We start from the raw sequence: 15,927 nt of genomic DNA, 5'->3' as shown, positions 1-15,927 counted from the left end.
GATCGTCATATCAGTCGTCATCGGTCTCGGCCAGCCGTGCCAGGCTCTTGCGGACGAGCCCGGAGTTCGTCGTCGGCCACATCCTCGGCATCGAGTTGACGAGGAATCCGGCGTAGCGGGCCGAACGCAGCCGGGAATCGAGCACGGCGACCACTCCCCTGTCATCGGTCGAACGGATGAGCCGTCCGGCTCCCTGAGACAGGCGCAGCGCGGCGTGTGTGGCTGACACGGCCATGAATCCGTTGACTCCGCGCTGGTCGGCATCGCGTGCCCGGGCCTGCATGAGCGGGTCGTCGGGACGTGGGAACGGCAGACGGTCGATGATGACCAGGCGGTTCGTCCGCCCCGGCACGTCGACTCCCTGCCACAGGGACATGGTCCCGAACAGGCAGGTCTGATCATCGGCCGTGAACTGGGAGACCAGCGCAGGCAGTCCGTCGTCGCCCTGCAGCAGGATCGGAAAATCGAGCTTGTTCCGCAGGTGTTCGGCTGCCGCATTCGCTGCCGCGCGGGAGGAGAACAGTCCCAAGGCACCGCCGTTCGAGGCTTCGACGAGTTCTTCGAGCTCGGTCAGGGCTTCGTCGCTCAGCCCGCTTCGTCCGGGCTTGGGCAGGTGGGAGGCGACGTAGAGGATGCCCTGTTTCCCATAGTCGAAGGGTGATCCGACGTCGAGGCTGTCCCATTTCGGGGCATCCGGTCCGAAGAGCCCCAATGAGGCAGCGACCGCGTCGAAGTTCCCGCCCAGAGACAGGGTCGCCGAGGTGGCCACGACCGTGGATTCTTCGAAGATGCCGTTGCGCATGGTTCCGGCGACACTCAGGGGCGCGACGACGAGGTTCGTCGTCTCTTTCTCCCTGAAGGTCGAGCGAGAGAGCCAGATGACGTCGTTCTTGCCCGGGTCGCAGAAGCGTTCGGCGAGTTCGAAGATCTCCTGACAGCGGGCCTTGGCCATCTGTCGACCGGCATCGGCGTCCTCGGTCTTGCCGCCGATGTCGTTGATGATCTGTCGTGCTGAGTCGCGGATCTGCGCCATGGCCAGTCCGAGCGCTTCGCTCAGATGCAGGATGAGGCCTTCGGGCACCGATTTCTGGGCGCGTTCGAGGGCTGCCGCGGCGGAATCGAGCAGGGAGACGACTCCGTCTTGGACGGTGGTGTGTTTGCGGACGGAACTCGTCGCCGCCGAGAGCATGCTTGTGTTGATCTGACCGGACAGGGCGCTGGTCACCCGGTCCTTGAGTTCGTGCGCCTCGTCGATGATGATGACATCGTGTTCGGGCAGAACGTTCAATTCCCCGAAGGCGTCGATGGCCAGCAGGGCGTGGTTCGTCACGACGATATCGGCCTCGGCGGCCTTGTTCCGGGCGAGTTCGGCGAAGCATTCGGTGAACAGCGGACAGTTCGAACCGAGGCAGTCGAAGGCGTTGACTGACACCTGTGACCAGGCACGATCGCTGACACCGGGCATGAGGTCGTCCCGGTCGCCCGTATCTGTGGTCTTCTCCCAGGTGCGGATCCGTTGGATCTCCTCCCCCAGGCCGGAGCGCTCGGCGGGTTTGCGTCCCGCCTCGGCGTCGGCGCCGAGGTCGAAGAGCATTCCCTCTCCTTCGTCGGGGTAACCGCCGGCGAGCTTGTGTTTGCACACGTAGTTCCGCCGCCCCTTGAGCAGCGCCGCCCTGGGCAGCGGATCGAGGTCGTTCTTCGCGGCCTTGAACAGTCGCGGCAGGTCGCGGTGGATGATCTGCGTCTGCAGGGCCAGAGTCGCCGTGGACACGACGACCTTTCCTCCCGTACGGGTGACGTATTCGGAGGCCGGGACGAGGTAGGCCAGGGACTTGCCGGTGCCGGTACCGGCCTGTACGAGCAGGTGGATTCCCTTGTCCAGCGCCGAGGCGACGGCTTGGGCCATCTCCTGCTGACCAGCGCGCGACGATCCGCCGATGGCTCCGACAGCGGATTCGAGGAGGTTGTCGACAGCTTTCACTCGTCGATGACCAGGTCCGGACGTTGGAATTCGCGCAGTTCGTCGACGAGTTCGGTCGGCACCTTCGCCTGCAGGCTGGTGCCTTCTGCGCCGTGGGTTTCGTGTTCGACCGTGCCGAGGGCGTAGATCTTCGACACGAGGTCACCGCGTTCATAGGGGATGAGCACGGTCATGTCGATGTCGGGGACGGGCAGGCGGTCCTCGATGGCCTCGATGAGGTCATCGATGCCTTCCTTCGACACGGCGGAGACGAACTGGGCCTGCGGATACTCTGCGCGCAGGCCGGTGATCACGGCCTCCTCGGCGATATCGGCCTTGTTGAACACGAGCAGTTCGGGGATGTTCCCGGTCTCGACCTCTCCCAGGACGTCGCGCACGGCCTGGATCTGTCCGTGCGGATCCGGGTGGGAGGCGTCGACGACGTGGAGGAGCAGATCCGAACCAGCGGCCTCCTCCAGGGTCGAGCGGAAGGCTTCGACGAGCTGGTGGGGCAGGTTGCGAACGAAACCGACGGTGTCGGTGTAGGTGAAGACGATGCCGTCGGCGGTCTTGGCCTGACGGACGGTCGGATCGAGGGTGGCGAACAGGGCGTTCTGCACCATCACCTCGGCGTCGGTGATCAGGTTGAGCAGGGAGGATTTGCCCGCGTTCGTGTACCCGACGATCGCGACGGAGGGCACGTGGTGGCGGGCCCGGTTCTTCCGCTTCGTCTCACGTGAGGGTGCCATCGCGTTGATCTCGCGGCGCAGCTTCGACATCCGGGCGCGGATGCGGCGTCGGTCGAGTTCGATCTTCGTCTCACCGGGTCCGCGGGAGCCGATTCCGGCACCGCCGGCGACACGGCCACCGGCCTGGCGGGACAGCGACTCGCCCCAACCGCGCAGGCGGGGAAGGAGGTATTCGAGTTGGGCGAGTTCGACCTGGGCCTTTCCTTCGCGGGACTTCGCGTGCTGGGCGAAGATGTCGAGGATGAGCGCGACGCGATCGACGACCTTGACCTTGATGACGTCCTCGAGTCCGCGCCTCTGGCTGGGGGCGAGTTCGGAGTCGATGATCACGGTGTCGGCACCGACGGAGGCGACGACGTCGGCGAGTTCGGCGGCTTTGCCCTTGCCGAGGTAGGTGCTGGCATCGGGTTTGTCGCGGCGCTGAATGAGGGCGTCGAGGACTTCGGAACCGGCGGTTTCGGCCAGCGCCGCGAGCTCGCGGATCGAGTTCTCGGCTTCGGCCTGGGTGGTGTTCCAGATGCCGGCGAGGACGACGCGTTCGAGGCGGACCTGACGGTATTCGACCTCGGTGATGTCTTCGAGCTCGGTGGAGAGTCCGGCCACTCGGGTGAGGGCGGCGCGCTCGGCGAGGTCGAACTGGTCATCCTCGGGGGTGGTGTCGTGATCGTCGAGGGCTTGGGCGCCTCGGGAGAGCACACGGTCGAGCATCGCGTTGCGACGCTCTTTGTCTTCAGACGTCATTCATTCCTTTGTTCTCTGCCGCCCGCACGGAATTTCACGTGAGGGCGTCGTCATGCTTGGCATCGGTCATCGCGATGCGCACCGACGGTGGTGTCCGTCAATTCTCCCACAGCCGTCTAGACTGAAACGGTGTCAGAGCACTATTTCACCGAATCGCCGAGCAGCGAGGCCAAGTCGCGGGAGCTCAACCTCGAGTTGGCTGGTCGCGCCGTCACCGTCGAAACCGTATCAGGCACGTTTTCGCCCACTCGCCTCGACCTCGGCACGGCTGTGCTGCTGCGGCATCTGCCGCAGCCTCCGGCCGGCGAGATCCTCGATCTCGGCTGTGGTTGGGGGCCGATCGCCCTGCACACGGCCCTCGATGCCCAGGACGCCGAGGTGGCTGTGCGGGTGTGGGCGCTCGACGTCAACTCCCGGTCCTTGGAAGCCACTGCGGCGAATGCGCGCAGGCTCGGCCTCAAGACGATCAACACCGTCACGGCCGCAGATGTTCCCGACGATGTGCAGTTTGCAGCGATCCGGTCGAACCCGCCGATCCGCATCGGCAAGGAAGCACTGCACGAACTCTTGGAAACATGGCTGCCGCGCCTGGCCCCGGGCGGCCGCGCCGACCTGGTCGTGTCGAAGAATCTCGGCGCCGATTCCCTGCAGAAGTGGATCGCTGAGATGCTCGGCGACGGCTGCGAGGTCGTGCGCACGGGCTCGTCGAAGGGCTTCCGCGTGATCACGGTCGAGCGCGACTGACTCAGCTGATCGTGCCGCGGGCGACGAGGACTGCAGGGCCTGCGAGGCTGACGCGTCCGCTCGTGCCTTCGGCATCGGGTTCGATTTCGATGCGCAGCTGACCGCCGGGCACATCGACTCGCCACTGCAGAGGCGACTTCTCGCCGGCCCAGTGATGGGCTGCGATCGCCGCCGCGCAGGCACCGGTTCCACAGGATCGGGTCTCTCCGACGCCGCGTTCGAACACGCGCATGCGCAAGGCGCCCTCTCCCCCGGCCACATCGGAGCGGGCCGGTTCCATGACGATGTATTCGACATTCGACCCCTGTGGCGGTACGGGGTCGAGGATCGGGGCATCGCGCAGATCGGCTGCTGCGAGCTCGGCGTTTTCGGCCAGGGCGACGACGGTATGCGGGTTGCCGGTGGCCACCCGCAGTCCGGGTCGGGCGACCTCGATGCCGCCGGTGTCGACGAGCACCGAACTCGTTGGGTCGAGTGACCAGTCGCCCATGTCGATCGTGTACCACGCATCGCTGGCAGATCCAGGTCCGGACGTGCCGGTGCCGACGACGTCGTCGCCGGTCTGCACTCCGAGCCCGGGGTTGAGGGTGGTGCGCACCGTTTTGATGCCGTCGCGGGTGCCGACGAGGATGTCGCGGGCATCTGCGGGCACGCGACCGCTGGTGACGAGCGCGTGAGCGAAGACACGCACACCGTTGCCGCACATCTCGGACAGGCTGCCGTCGTTGTTGTAGTAGTCCATGAACCATTCGGCTCCGGCTTCGGCCTGCTCGGCGGCCCCCGGGATGCCGCTGGCTGCGGAGCGGACGATGCGGATGATGCCGTCGGCGCCGAGGCCGGCCCGCCGGTCGGCGAGCGTGGCGACGGTTTCGGGATGCATCTCCAGTGTGCTGTCATCATCAGAGAGCAGAACGAAGTCGTTCTGAGTGCCGTGCCCCTTGACGAAGGTGACATCGGTCCAGGCTGCGAACGGGGAATCCGGAGTGCTCATGTCTCCATCCTATCGGTGGCAAGCCGGTCAGGTCTTCAGTGCTCGCTCAGAACCTCGAGCGCACCACCCAGGTTCGCCTCGGCATCGGCCGCGCTGCCGTCGATCCAGTGGATGCGAGGATCACGACGGAACCACGTGTCCTGCCGGCGTGCGAACTGCCTGGTGCGGATCGTCGTGTCTTCCTTCGCTTCGGCGGCGGTGAGCTCTCCGGTCAGATGGCGTTGGATCTGGGCGTAGCCGATGGCGCGCGACGCGGTCTTGCCTTCGGCCAGTCCTGCGTCGAGCAGTTGCCGTACTTCGTCGACCCAGCCTGACTCCCACATGAGTTCGACGCGTGTGGCGATCCGCTCATGGAGAACGGGCCGATCCATGCTCAGACCGATATGGATGGTCGGTTCTCTCTCCTGATAGTCCGGCAGCTGAGCGCTGAAGGGACGCCCCGTGAGTTCGATGACTTCGAGCGCTCGGGCTATGCGCCGCAGGTCATTGACGGTGATCTTCGCGGCCGCCTTCGGATCGAGCTCCCGCAGCTTCTGGTGCAGACCCCAGCGGTCCCTCGCCGCCTCAGCCTCGAGCCGGGCCCGCACCTCGGGGTCGGTGCCCGGAAACTCCATATGGTCGACCGCGGCGCGCACGTAGAGTCCTGATCCGCCGACGAGGATCGGCCGCAGTCCGCGACCTCGGATGTCTGCGATCGCAGCGCGCGCACGTGCTTGGAAGTCCTGGACGTTTGCCTCTTCGGTGACGTCGAGGATGTCGATGAGGTGGTGTGGAATCCCCCGCCGCTCGTCGACCGGCAGCTTAGCCGTGCCGATGTCCATCCCTCGGTAGAACTGCATCGAATCCGTATTGATGATCTCCCCGCCGAGGCGGCCGGCAAGGTCCAGCGCAAGATCTGATTTTCCGGTGGCAGTAGCGCCGATCACAGTGATGATCGGCAGTGCCGATCGGTCTCCCTGCTGCAGCGATGTGTCGGTCGGAGCCGACGAATGGTCTTCAGTCATGCCCAGAGTCCGGTGCCGCAGAGCGAATGCACTTCGTGAACGGGTTCGTCGACGACCGGCTGCAGTGTCGAGAGCCGAGCACCTTGGTCCACGACATGGCGGATCCCAGCGGCAAGCACTCTGAGGTTGGCGGCCAAGGACTCTGCCTGATCACAGAGTTCGAGCAGTCTTTCGCTGCCGATTGCAATCCCAGACGTGAGTGCCTCGATGACTGCGATGTCGAATTCCGCGGCGCCGTCGATCGGCGCCAAGGGCGCGTCGTCTGTTGCGGCTCCCGAGAGGTCGATAGGCAGCAGGAGATTCTCACTCGAGCCGATCGGGCCGATTTCGACGTCGGCGGCGCGAGCGTGAAGGATGGCGACGATGACGGCGGCGTCGGCCGCCTCGGCGACTGTGCGTTCTTCCTCGGTCAGAGCCTCAACGGTTTCGACCCATTCGGATCCGCACAGCAGGCGACCGGTTCGAGTGTCGACTCCACGGTCGATCCCCCAGCCGCCGAGCCCAGCCACGGGCGGAAGAGTGTCAATGGGCAGAGCCCAATCGGTCTGTGTCCTCAGGGTCTCGCGGATGGCGGTCCGCAGCTCGACCATGCGAACGGGCTCACTGCCGTCGATGTCGTCGAGCAGTACGGGTGCAGCCGGGATGATGGCGAAGGCACCCATCTCAGCCGCGGGGGCGGATGGTCGGCATGCCGAGGTTCGTTGCACCTGCCGAACCCTGGCCAGGGGTCGGTGCGCCGCAGCTCTCGGCCTGTGCCCGGTCGTAGGCGCCACCGGCACGAGACGGACGCACGGAGAATCCGGAATCGGCGAGGAGGAAGTAGGGCTTGGCTTCGGTGACGGTGGCGGTGACGAAGTCGCCGGGACGGGGCAGTTCGGCGCCTTCGGGGATTCCGACGTGGACGAGTCGATTGTCTTCGGCACGGCCGCTCAAGCGTGGGGAATCGTTGTGGGGAAGCTTGGTCACGAGCACTTCGACCTCACGGCCGATCTGTGCCTTGTTCTCGTCCCAGGCGATCTCGTCCTGCAGCGCAGTCAGGCGTTCGAATCGTTCCTGCACCACGTCCTTCGGAACCTGGTTGTCCATCGTCGCGGCAGGCGTGCCGGGGCGGATGGAGTATTGGAAGGTGAATGCCTGGGAGAATCGGGCGCGACGGACAATGTCCATCGTGCCTTGGAAGTCCTCTTCGGTCTCGCCGGGGAAGCCGACGATGATGTCGGTGGTGATGGCTGCGTGCGGGATGCGTTCGCGCACACTGTCGAGGATGTTCATGAACCGCCTGGTCCGGTAGGAGCGGCGCATGGATTTGAGGATCGTGTCCGAACCGGACTGCAGCGGCATGTGCAGCTGCGGCATGACTGTCGGTGTCTCAGCCATCGCGTCGATGACGTCGTCGGAGAAAGCGGCCGGGTGCGGGCTGGTGAAGCGGACGCGTTCGATTCCCTCCACATTGCCTACGGCGCGCAGCAGTTTCGCGAATGCACCCTTGTCACGGAATTCGGCGCCATAGGAGTTGACGTTCTGGCCCAGCAGGGTGACTTCGACGACTCCGTCGGCGACGAGTGCCTCGACCTCGGCGAGGATGTCGCCCGGACGGCGGTCCTTCTCTTTGCCGCGCAGACTGGGCACGATGCAGAAGGTGCAGGTGTTGTTGCAGCCGACCGAGATCGAGACCCAACCGGAGTGCTGGGATTCGCGGCGGCTGGGCAGAGTGGAGGGGAAGACGTCGAGGCTTTCGAGGATCTCGACTTGTGCTTCCTCGTTGTGGCGGGCGCGTTCGAGCAGCGCCGGCAGGGATCCCATGTTGTGGGTGCCGAAGACCACGTCGACCCACGGGGCCTTCTTCACGATGGTGTCGCGGTCCTTCTGTGCCATGCATCCGCCGACGGCGATCTGGAGGCCGGGGTGGTTCTCTTTGACCTTCGCGAGCTGGCCCAGGTTGCCGTAGAGACGGTTGTCGGCATTTTCACGAACGGCACAGGTGTTGAAGACGACGACGTCGGCTTGGTCGTCGCTATTCGCCTGAACGTAGCCGGCGTCGTCGAGCAGTCCGGACAGACGCTCGGAGTCGTGCACGTTCATCTGACATCCGTAGGTCTTGACCTCGTAGCTGCGAGCGATGGCCTCGGATGTCGACGGGAATTCAATCAGTTCAGTCATGGCGCACCCATTCTAGCCGTTCTGCAGGCACCGTTTCAGTCGTCGGCGAGCACTTCCCGTGTGACCTTGATGCAGATCGCTGAGGGGAAGCCGCGGCGGGCGAGCATTCCGAGGATCCGGCGCTCTCGCACCGCATAGTCGAGACGCCGGGTGGAGGCGGCCTTCTTCTCGGCCACTTCGCGGGCGAGCTCTTCCTCCCCGTCGATGTCGGCCACGGCATCGGAGGCCAGTTCGGGGCTGATGCCTTTTTTGCTCAGTTCCCGTTTGAGCACGGAGCGGGAGAGCTTCCGGTTCTCTCGCTGGGCCCGGGCGAAGCGGTGAGCAAACTCTTCATCGTTGAGCAGACGCGAATTCTGCAGCTTCTCGATGAGAACCTCGATCGATTCGGGCATGAGATCGCGTTTGAGGAGTTTCTTGCGCAGTTCGTCGCTGGAGTGATCGCGCATGGCGAGCATGTTCATCGCTGTCTTCTTCGCCTGTGCGTAGTCAGCGTCGAAGTCGGGGGCATCATCTTCGTCCTCGTCGAAGCTCAGTCCGGGGCCGGCCGCGAGATCCGCTCCAGCGTCGTCCGAGCCGAGGAAGTCGGGACCGTCGACGAAATCCGGGATCGACCCGGTACCGCCTTCGACCCATCCGTTGTCGGGTTCCGGTCGCGGACGCTTCCCGCTGTTCGTCTTCTTCTTCCGCCGCGAGGTTGTGCTCGCTCCCGAACGGGCGCGACCAGCAATATCATCGTCATCGAGTCCGGAGAGACCGGCGAAGAATCCGGTCTCGCCCTCAGCATGGCGTTGGTCGATCTCCGAGATCGCACTGCGCAGCTGCGAGAGTGCCTCGGTCTGAGACGAGCCGGTCCGACTGGAATCCCCCGCACCGACCTTGTTGGTCGATGCGGTGGACTCGCCGTCGGTGAACCCGTCGTCAGTCGACGGGGTGTCAGGAGACTTCGACGTCATCCGTCTGTGCTTCTCCGGCCGCCTCGGCGTCTTCCTCTGGCTCGTCGACCTGGATCAGACCGAGCTTGTGCTTGATCTTCAGCTCGATCTCTTCGGCCAGGCCCGGGTTGTCGCGGAGGAAGTTGCGGACATTTTCCTTCCCCTGACCCAGCTGGTCGCCGTCATAGGTGAACCAGGAGCCGGACTTGCGCACGATGCCGTTGTCGACGCCCATATCGATGAGGCTGCCCTCACGAGAGATGCCGTGCCCGTAGAGGATGTCGAATTCGGCCTGCTTGAACGGCGGAGCGATCTTGTTCTTCACGATCTTCGCCCGCGTCCGGTTGCCGACCGCGTCCTGACCTTCCTTGAGGGTCTCGATGCGACGGACGTCGATGCGCACCGAGGCGTAGAACTTCAGCGCCTTACCGCCCGAGGTGGTCTCCGGCGAACCGAAGAAGACGCCGACCTTCTCACGCAGCTGGTTGATGAAGATCGCGGTGGTCTTCGACTGCGCGAGGGCACCGGTGATCTTACGCAGAGCCTGCGACATCAGGCGGGCCTGGAGACCGACGTGGCTGTCACCCATCTCGCCTTCGATTTCGGCCTTGGGCACGAGTGCAGCAACAGAGTCGATGACGATGATGTCGAGGGCTCCGGAGCGGATGAGCATATCGGCGATCTCGAGCGCCTGCTCACCGGTGTCCGGCTGGGAGACGAGAAGCTGATCGGTGTCGACGCCGAGCTTCTTCGCGTACTCGGGGTCGAGGGCGTGCTCAGCATCGATGAACGCAGCGATTCCGCCGCCCTTCTGGGCATTCGCCACCGCGTGGAGGGCCACGGTCGTCTTACCGGACGATTCCGGACCGTAGATCTCGACCACACGGCCGCGCGGCAGACCGCCGATGCCCAGAGCGATGTCGAGAGCGACCGAACCGGTCGGAATGGAGGCGATGGGCTCACGCACACCGTCGCCGAGGCGCATGATCGCACCCTTGCCGTAGTTGCGATCGATCTGTCCCATCGCGGCGTCGAGAGCCTTCGACTTGTCGCCGCCGGTGGGAACCTGGAGGTTCTTGGGTGTACGTGCCATGACGTCTCCTCTTCGTTGCTTTTCCTTTGAGACCAAGGCTAGAAGATGGCACTGACATAACGACAGAGGATGAGATTCCCCCGTGGATAACCAGCCACTCATGGTCACAGGTCCCGTGAATCAGCATCAGTCTATCCGACATGGGAACAGGTGTTCTATATATTCGGGTGTGTCGCGTGTTGCATTCGATCGCGTGGATGCCGCGTGGATGCTGAAAATGGACGTACCAATGACTCAGAACGGGGTCGAGCGCGGTTTCTCTTTGCCGAGGCGGCGGGATTCGGGCACACCCATGGAATCGCACACGGCGATCCAGATGTCGCGGGGTTCGACTCCGGCGGAGAATGCCTCTTCGGCCGTCCGTGAACCCAGTGAACTCAGAGTCAGGTCGGTGTGCAGGGAGGCAGCACGAGCCTCACCGAACTCCTCGTTCATGAGGATCCAGTAGAGCGTGTGCCGCATCAGGGCTTAGTAGCCAGGCGCGGAGAAGAGTATCCCTCGGGGTGGCCGAGGATCTTGTCCGAGAGCTCCTGCGGAATGGTGTCGGGGATCTGCACGCCCTCTTCGAGAGCGAAGCGATCGGACACGGATGACAGCAGTGCCGACAGCGGCAGGTCGAGTGCCTCACAGATGGCAGACAGCAACTCCGAGGATGCTTCTTTCTGTCCGCGTTCGATCTCGCTGAGGTAACCCAGCGAAACGCTGGCCCCGGTCGAGACGTCGCGAAGGGTGCGTCCTTGACGGCGGCGGGCGGAGCGTAGTGCGTCGCCGATTTCGACTCTCAGTAACATAACGCGGCCCTCCCTTTGTCAGCGCGTCCCGTCATTGTCGTTCCAACAACCTTACAACCTGGCTGTGACACTGCACCAACCTGGTGTCCCGAGCGGATGGTTTTGCCAGTCCATTCGAAGACTTTGGAGAATTTTCGTCCGATGGTCATCACTCAGTCAACCCCGCGGCGTGCCAACTTATTCCGCGTCCTGCTCACGCTCTGGCCCGAAGGCGAGATCGGTGACGAATTCATCGAGGTTCACCGCCATCGCCTGCACCGTCTGGCTGCGGATAGCGTCGCGGTCACCGGTGAACTCGTGCTCGAAGACCTTCGCCTTCCCGCCGAAGGCGATCGCGGTGTAGACGAGTCCGACGGGTTTGTCGTCCTGAGGATCGGGTCCTGCGACTCCTGTGCACGAGATCCCGATATCGGCGACGCACTGCGCGGCGGTGCCGACGGCCATCTGCGCAGCGACGACCGGATCGATCGGCCCGGTCTCTTCGAGGTGGTCGGCAGCGACGCCGGCCAGGCTCGCCTTGAGGTCGGTGGCATAGGTGACCAGTCCCCCGCGCACCACGGCTGAGGCCCCCGGCACGTCGACGAGTGAGGCGACGAACCGCCCTCCTGTCAGCGATTCCGCCGACGCCAGTGAGATCCCCAGCTGAGCACAGGTGGAGATGATGCGACGCGCGGTCGCGATCGGTTCGGACTCAGCCACGCTGCGCGTCCCCATCGTTCTTCGCGTCCTTGTACAGCTTCGCCGCCTGTACGCAGTAGTCGACTCCGGTCACGATCGTGACGACGATGGCCGCGGTCATGACGATCCACGCGAAGACGAGCAGGATGACATAGACGACGGGGGGCACCACGTCCGAGATCGGGAAGACGAGCAGGAACAGTCCGATCGCCACGGTCTGCAGGACGGTCTTGATCTTGCCCCCACGTGAGGCGGGCATGACGGCGATGCGGATCATGAAGAACCGCAGCACGGTGATGCCGAACTCGCGCACGAGGATGATCACCGGCACCCACCACGGAAGTTCGACGATGATCGCCAATCCGATCAGGGCTGCAGCCATGAGCGACTTGTCGGCGATGGGATCGGCGATCTTGCCGAAGTTCGTGATCAGGTTGTTTCGCCTGGCCAGGTATCCGTCGACGAAGTCGGTGAACATGGCCAGCAGGAACACGACGAGTGCCCACCAGCGCAGTGTCACATCGTTGCCGCCGTCGATCAGCAGGAGCACCAGGAACAGTGGCACCATGAGGATACGCAGCACCGTGAGCGCGTTCGGAATGTTCCACGGACTGGGTTCTGCAGAGGGCTGCTGAGAGGCTCCGGCCTCGACTCGATCGTTCACACGTCCAGCCTATCGGAGTGAGCTGAGCAGATCATTCCAACGAAGGCCACCCCAACCACAATCGCCGAGGCGGCGCACCGTTGAAAATGTGCGCCGCCTCGGCGAGGGGTGGGGTCGTGATCAGATCAACGACCGGTGAGCTGCCATGCGTCCTCTCCGCTGGCGTCGACGACCTCGAGCCCGGTCTCCGGGTCGGTATCGCCGACGGTGAGGTCGCCGGCGTGGCCGACTCCGTGTGCGTAGCGGTCGGCCGAAGCGCCGCCGCGCGACGAAGCCGAGCCGTGCGATGTCTCGCCGTAGCCGTCGTCGAACTCCTCGTCGTAGTCACCGGCGGCTGAGGCGTGCCCAGATCGGCCGTTGCCCTGGCCGCCGTGGCCCGCGCCGCCTTCCGGAACCTCGGCGGCTCCGGAAGAGCCGTCCTCGGGCGGGGTCTCGCCCTTGATGATGGCCAGAGTGCCGGGCAGGTCATCGGGGCGCACGAGCACATCGCGGGCCTTCGATCCTTCGGAGGGTCCGACGATGCCGCGGGACTCCATGAGGTCCATGAGGCGGCCCGCCTTGGCGAAGCCGACACGCAGCTTGCGCTGGAGCATGGAGGTCGATCCGAACTGCGTGGTCACGACCTGCTCGATCGCCTGGAGCAGCAGTTCGAGGTCGTCTCCGATGTCCTCGTCGATGACCTTCTTCGGAGCTTCGACGGCCACGTCTTCACGGTAATTCGGGGTCAGCTGGCCCTTGACGTGTTCGACGACCTTCTCGATCTCGGACTCGTTGACCCAGGCGCCCTGGACACGCATCGGCTTGGCAGCACCCATCGGCAGGAACAGGGCATCACCCTGGCCGATGAGCTTCTCAGCACCCGGCTGGTCGAGCACGACTCGCGAGTCGGCCAGCGACGAGGTCGCAAACGCCAGACGGGAGGGCACGTTGGCTTTGATGAGGCCGGTGACGACATCCACGCTGGGTCGCTGCGTGGCAAGGATCAGGTGGATGCCGGCGGCACGGGCGAGCTGCGTGATGCGCTGGATCGAGGCTTCGACGTCGCGCGGGGCGACCATCATGAGGTCGGCGAGCTCGTCGACGACGACCAGCAGGTACGGGTAGGGCTGGAGGACGCGTTCGGATCCGGCGGGCGGCTGGATGCGGCCTTCGCGGACGGCCTTGTTGAACTCCTTGACGTGTTTGAACCCGTAGTTCGCGAGGTCGTCGTAGCGGGCGTCCATTTCACGCACGACCCATTCGAGCGCCTCGGCGGCCTTCTTCGGGTTCGTGATGATCGGGGTGATCAGATGCGGGATGCCTTCGTAGATCGTCAGCTCGACGCGCTTGGGGTCGACGAGGATCATGCGCACCTCGTCGGGGGTCGCGCGCATCATGATCGAGGTGATCATGGAGTTCACGAAGCTCGACTTACCGGCACCGGTGGCACCGGCGACGAGGAGGTGGGGCATCTTGGAGAGGTCGGCGACGACGAATCCGCCTTCGACGTCCTTGCCCACGCCCATGACCATCGGGTGGTCGGTCTTGCGGGCGGCCTTCGACCGCAGCACATCGCCCAGCGCCACGTTCTCACGGTCGGAGTTCGGGATCTCGATGCCGATGGCCTTCTTGCCGGGGATCGGCGAGAGGATGCGGACATCGGCACTGGCCACCGCGTAGGCGATGTTCTTCGACAGCGCTGTGACCTTCTCGACCTTCGTGCCGGGGCCCAGCTCCACCTCGTAGCGGGTGACCGTGGGTCCGCGGGAGAACCCGGTGACTTCGGCGTCGATCTTGAACTGCGTGAGCACGTCGCGCAGGGCTTCGACGACACGGTCATTGGCCTCGGAGCGCTCCTTCGCGGGAGGTCCGGGCTGAAGGTTGTCCGAGGCGGGCAGGGTGTAGGTGACGTCGCCGGCCAGGGTGAGCTGCTCGACGCGTTCGGGCAGCTGTTCTGTGGGCGGAGGCGCGGGTGCGTTCGTCGTCGGCACCGGCGCCGAGGCGGCATCGGAGTCGGCCTTCTTCGCCTGGTTCGCGGCGTCGTCGTCCATCCCGATGGTCTTCTTCAGCTCGGCCATCTCGCGTTCGGCCTTGGTCGGGCGGCGCTGGCCGGGTTTGAGCTTCGGCTCGGGGTCGGTCTCGATGCGCGTGGTGTCGGCCTCTTCGTCGCTGACGTCGTTTTCGTGGATATAAGCCTTGTCGTAGGCCTTCGTCACGGTGTCGTCGTCGGCGGACTCGGAGTCGGGATCGGGGATCTCGGTCTTCTTCTTCCGGCTGCGGCGCTTGGCCCCCAGCACGGGTTTGAGGTCGGAGGTGCGGCCGTTCTCAGCGACGAGGTCGGACTGGGCCGCCTCGGTGCTGGAATCGGGTCGGGCACCGCCGGTCAGCCGGTGGTACAGAGCGGTGAGGCGCTGCGGGATGGCGCGCACCGGGGTCGCGGTGACCACGAGCAGGGAGAACAGGCCGAGGAGGACGAGCAGAGGCACGGCCACGTACACCGTGGTCGCGACGACCAGCGGCGAGGACACGACGAAGCCGAGCGCGCCTCCCCCGTTGGCCATGGCGTCGCGGGAGTTCGTGAAGGTCGGGTTGCCGGCGGCGATATGGGCCAGGCCCGAGGCGGCGAACAGGCCGAAGATCATCCCGATGAGGATGCGGTTGTTGCCGCGGTTGTCGTCGCCGCGCAGGAACAGGCGGATCGCGTAGCAGGTGAAGATCACCGGCAGGGCGAGTGCCACCCGGCCGAAGGTGCCTTCGACGATTCCGCGGACGCCGTCGCTGATTGCGCCGGGGAAGTTCCACCATTCGAAGGCGGCGATGATGATCGAGAGCCCGACGAGGAAGAAGGCGGTGCCGTCTCGCTTCGTCGGTGACTGATCGGTCGGTTCGTCGCTGAGAGTCTTTCGCGCACGGTTGCCGGCCATGTGGGCCACTCCCCTCCATGCACCGGTGACAACGTTTGTCCCGGGTTCTTCGGTCCCCGCTTTACCGGACCGACCAGCGTTTTTGCGCGCTGTGCGTTTCCCGGAACCAGAAGCGGGGGAAGTCGTTCTGGTCGCCATGTCTCTCATCTTAGGACGATATTGCGCTCCTGCCCAGCAAATCCGCAGGTTTCGGCGTGTGGCGGGGCGGGTGGAGTGACGTGTGACGACGATTGGCCGCAAGCCTCGTGCAGAGCGATTTTCCACGTCAGCCAGGGTGCCGGAGGGCCGGTCGGCCGGATGTTCTCCCCTGAGCATTGCCGAATTCGAAGGATCCTCACCCCCGGACACCGTTTCGTCTGGATTGTCTGGTCGATCCACCGTGATTTCCGAGCGGCGGATTCAAGCTATCGTTGCAACACCTGTCGAATCGTCGTGTTCGTTCAATAGTTTAGCCAGGGCCTCGGCCGGCGTCTTCCAACCCAACCGTTTCCGGGGCCGGGCGTTGAGCTCAGCAGCG

At 64.8% G+C, this 15,927-nt stretch carries 14 protein-coding genes and 1 pseudogene; 1 reads left to right on the top strand and 14 read right to left on the bottom strand.

Annotated elements, in window-relative coordinates:
• Positions 1 to 10: 10 nt before the first annotated feature.
• Entirely contained in the window at positions 11 to 1,981 is a 1,971-nt protein-coding gene (locus EB835_RS11250; protein ID WP_135809567.1) for an ATP-dependent DNA helicase, read from the bottom strand.
• Positions 1,978 to 3,450 (bottom strand): GTPase HflX, encoded by a 1,473-nt coding sequence (hflX, locus tag EB835_RS11245; RefSeq protein ID WP_135809566.1) that lies wholly within the window; start codon positions 3,448 to 3,450, stop codon positions 1,978 to 1,980. Before hflX ends, EB835_RS11250 begins: the two co-directional genes overlap by 4 nt.
• Before the next feature lie 129 nt (positions 3,451 to 3,579).
• Here hflX and EB835_RS11240 point away from each other — a divergent pair, with 129 nt between their 5' ends.
• Complete coding sequence (locus EB835_RS11240) at positions 3,580 to 4,194, top strand: class I SAM-dependent methyltransferase (RefSeq protein ID WP_135809565.1); 615 nt, start codon at positions 3,580 to 3,582, stop codon at positions 4,192 to 4,194.
• Between the two features lies 1 nt (position 4,195).
• Here EB835_RS11240 and dapF read toward each other — a convergent pair whose 3' ends face one another.
• From dapF to EB835_RS11180, 12 genes and pseudogenes are all read right to left on the bottom strand, one after another.
• On the bottom strand, positions 4,196 to 5,185 hold the full coding sequence (dapF, locus tag EB835_RS11235; protein WP_135809564.1) for a diaminopimelate epimerase: 990 nt from the start codon (positions 5,183 to 5,185) through the stop codon (positions 4,196 to 4,198).
• 35 nt (positions 5,186 to 5,220) lie between these two features.
• Positions 5,221 to 6,189, bottom strand: a complete 969-nt coding sequence (gene miaA, locus EB835_RS11230) for a tRNA (adenosine(37)-N6)-dimethylallyltransferase MiaA (RefSeq protein WP_135809563.1) — start codon at positions 6,187 to 6,189, stop codon at positions 5,221 to 5,223.
• Positions 6,186 to 6,896 carry a hypothetical protein gene (locus EB835_RS11225; RefSeq protein WP_205749927.1) on the bottom strand — a complete coding sequence of 237 codons (711 nt, stop codon included), beginning with the start codon at positions 6,894 to 6,896 and terminating at the stop codon, positions 6,186 to 6,188. Before EB835_RS11225 ends, miaA begins: the two co-directional genes overlap by 4 nt.
• The gene (gene miaB, locus EB835_RS11220; RefSeq protein ID WP_135809561.1) at positions 6,853 to 8,349 is read right to left on the bottom strand and encodes a tRNA (N6-isopentenyl adenosine(37)-C2)-methylthiotransferase MiaB; all 1,497 of its coding nucleotides are present in this window, start codon (positions 8,347 to 8,349) and stop codon (positions 6,853 to 6,855) included. The genes EB835_RS11225 and miaB overlap by 44 nt, the downstream gene beginning before the upstream one ends.
• A gap of 35 nt (positions 8,350 to 8,384) precedes the next feature.
• Complete coding sequence (locus EB835_RS11215) at positions 8,385 to 9,302, bottom strand: regulatory protein RecX (RefSeq protein ID WP_135809560.1); 918 nt, start codon at positions 9,300 to 9,302, stop codon at positions 8,385 to 8,387.
• Complete coding sequence (gene recA / locus EB835_RS11210; RefSeq protein WP_135809559.1) at positions 9,283 to 10,374, bottom strand: recombinase RecA; 1,092 nt, start codon at positions 10,372 to 10,374, stop codon at positions 9,283 to 9,285. Before recA ends, EB835_RS11215 begins: the two co-directional genes overlap by 20 nt.
• A 234-nt stretch (positions 10,375 to 10,608) precedes the next feature.
• Positions 10,609 to 10,836, bottom strand: coding sequence for a DUF3046 domain-containing protein (locus EB835_RS11205; protein WP_135809558.1), 228 nt, complete (start codon positions 10,834 to 10,836; stop codon positions 10,609 to 10,611).
• Positions 10,836 to 11,165 carry a helix-turn-helix domain-containing protein gene (locus EB835_RS11200; RefSeq protein WP_135809557.1) on the bottom strand — a complete coding sequence of 110 codons (330 nt, stop codon included), beginning with the start codon at positions 11,163 to 11,165 and terminating at the stop codon, positions 10,836 to 10,838. The genes EB835_RS11205 and EB835_RS11200 overlap by 1 nt, the downstream gene beginning before the upstream one ends.
• Before the next feature lie 177 nt (positions 11,166 to 11,342).
• Positions 11,343 to 11,864 (bottom strand): CinA family protein, encoded by a 522-nt coding sequence (locus EB835_RS11195; protein WP_240688693.1) that lies wholly within the window; start codon positions 11,862 to 11,864, stop codon positions 11,343 to 11,345.
• A complete protein-coding gene (gene pgsA, locus EB835_RS11190; protein WP_135809555.1) occupies positions 11,857 to 12,507 on the bottom strand; it encodes a CDP-diacylglycerol--glycerol-3-phosphate 3-phosphatidyltransferase in 651 nt (216 codons plus the stop codon). Before pgsA ends, EB835_RS11195 begins: the two co-directional genes overlap by 8 nt.
• A 125-nt stretch (positions 12,508 to 12,632) precedes the next feature.
• Positions 12,633 to 15,410, bottom strand: a complete 2,778-nt coding sequence (locus EB835_RS11185; protein WP_135809554.1) for a DNA translocase FtsK — start codon at positions 15,408 to 15,410, stop codon at positions 12,633 to 12,635.
• Positions 15,411 to 15,809: 399 nt separating this feature from the next.
• A pseudogene (locus EB835_RS11180) lies at positions 15,810 to 15,927 on the bottom strand (IS30 family transposase); the annotation flags it as partial.

This window comes from Brevibacterium sp. S22 (assembly GCF_004745485.1).
Lineage (GTDB): Bacteria > Actinomycetota > Actinomycetes > Actinomycetales > Brevibacteriaceae > Brevibacterium.
Note: the sequence above shows the minus strand (reverse complement) of the source record. Positions and strands in the feature narration are given on the sequence as shown.

Excerpts from the sequence above, each read along its gene's own strand:
- hflX (WP_135809566.1), bottom strand. The coding sequence starts at position 3,450 with ATGACGTCTGAAGACAAAGAGCGTCGCAACGCGATGCTCGACCGTGTG.
- dapF (WP_135809564.1), bottom strand. The coding sequence starts at position 5,185 with ATGAGCACTCCGGATTCCCCGTTCGCAGCCTGGACCGATGTCACCTTC.
- miaA (WP_135809563.1), bottom strand. The coding sequence starts at position 6,189 with ATGACTGAAGACCATTCGTCGGCTCCGACCGACACATCGCTGCAGCAG.
- miaB (WP_135809561.1), bottom strand. The coding sequence starts at position 8,349 with ATGACTGAACTGATTGAATTCCCGTCGACATCCGAGGCCATCGCTCGC.
- EB835_RS11215 (WP_135809560.1), bottom strand. The coding sequence starts at position 9,302 with ATGACGTCGAAGTCTCCTGACACCCCGTCGACTGACGACGGGTTCACC.
- recA (WP_135809559.1), bottom strand. The coding sequence starts at position 10,374 with ATGGCACGTACACCCAAGAACCTCCAGGTTCCCACCGGCGGCGACAAG.
- EB835_RS11205 (WP_135809558.1), bottom strand. The coding sequence starts at position 10,836 with ATGCGGCACACGCTCTACTGGATCCTCATGAACGAGGAGTTCGGTGAG.
- EB835_RS11200 (WP_135809557.1), bottom strand. The coding sequence starts at position 11,165 with ATGTTACTGAGAGTCGAAATCGGCGACGCACTACGCTCCGCCCGCCGC.
- EB835_RS11185 (WP_135809554.1), bottom strand. The coding sequence starts at position 15,410 with ATGGCCGGCAACCGTGCGCGAAAGACTCTCAGCGACGAACCGACCGAT.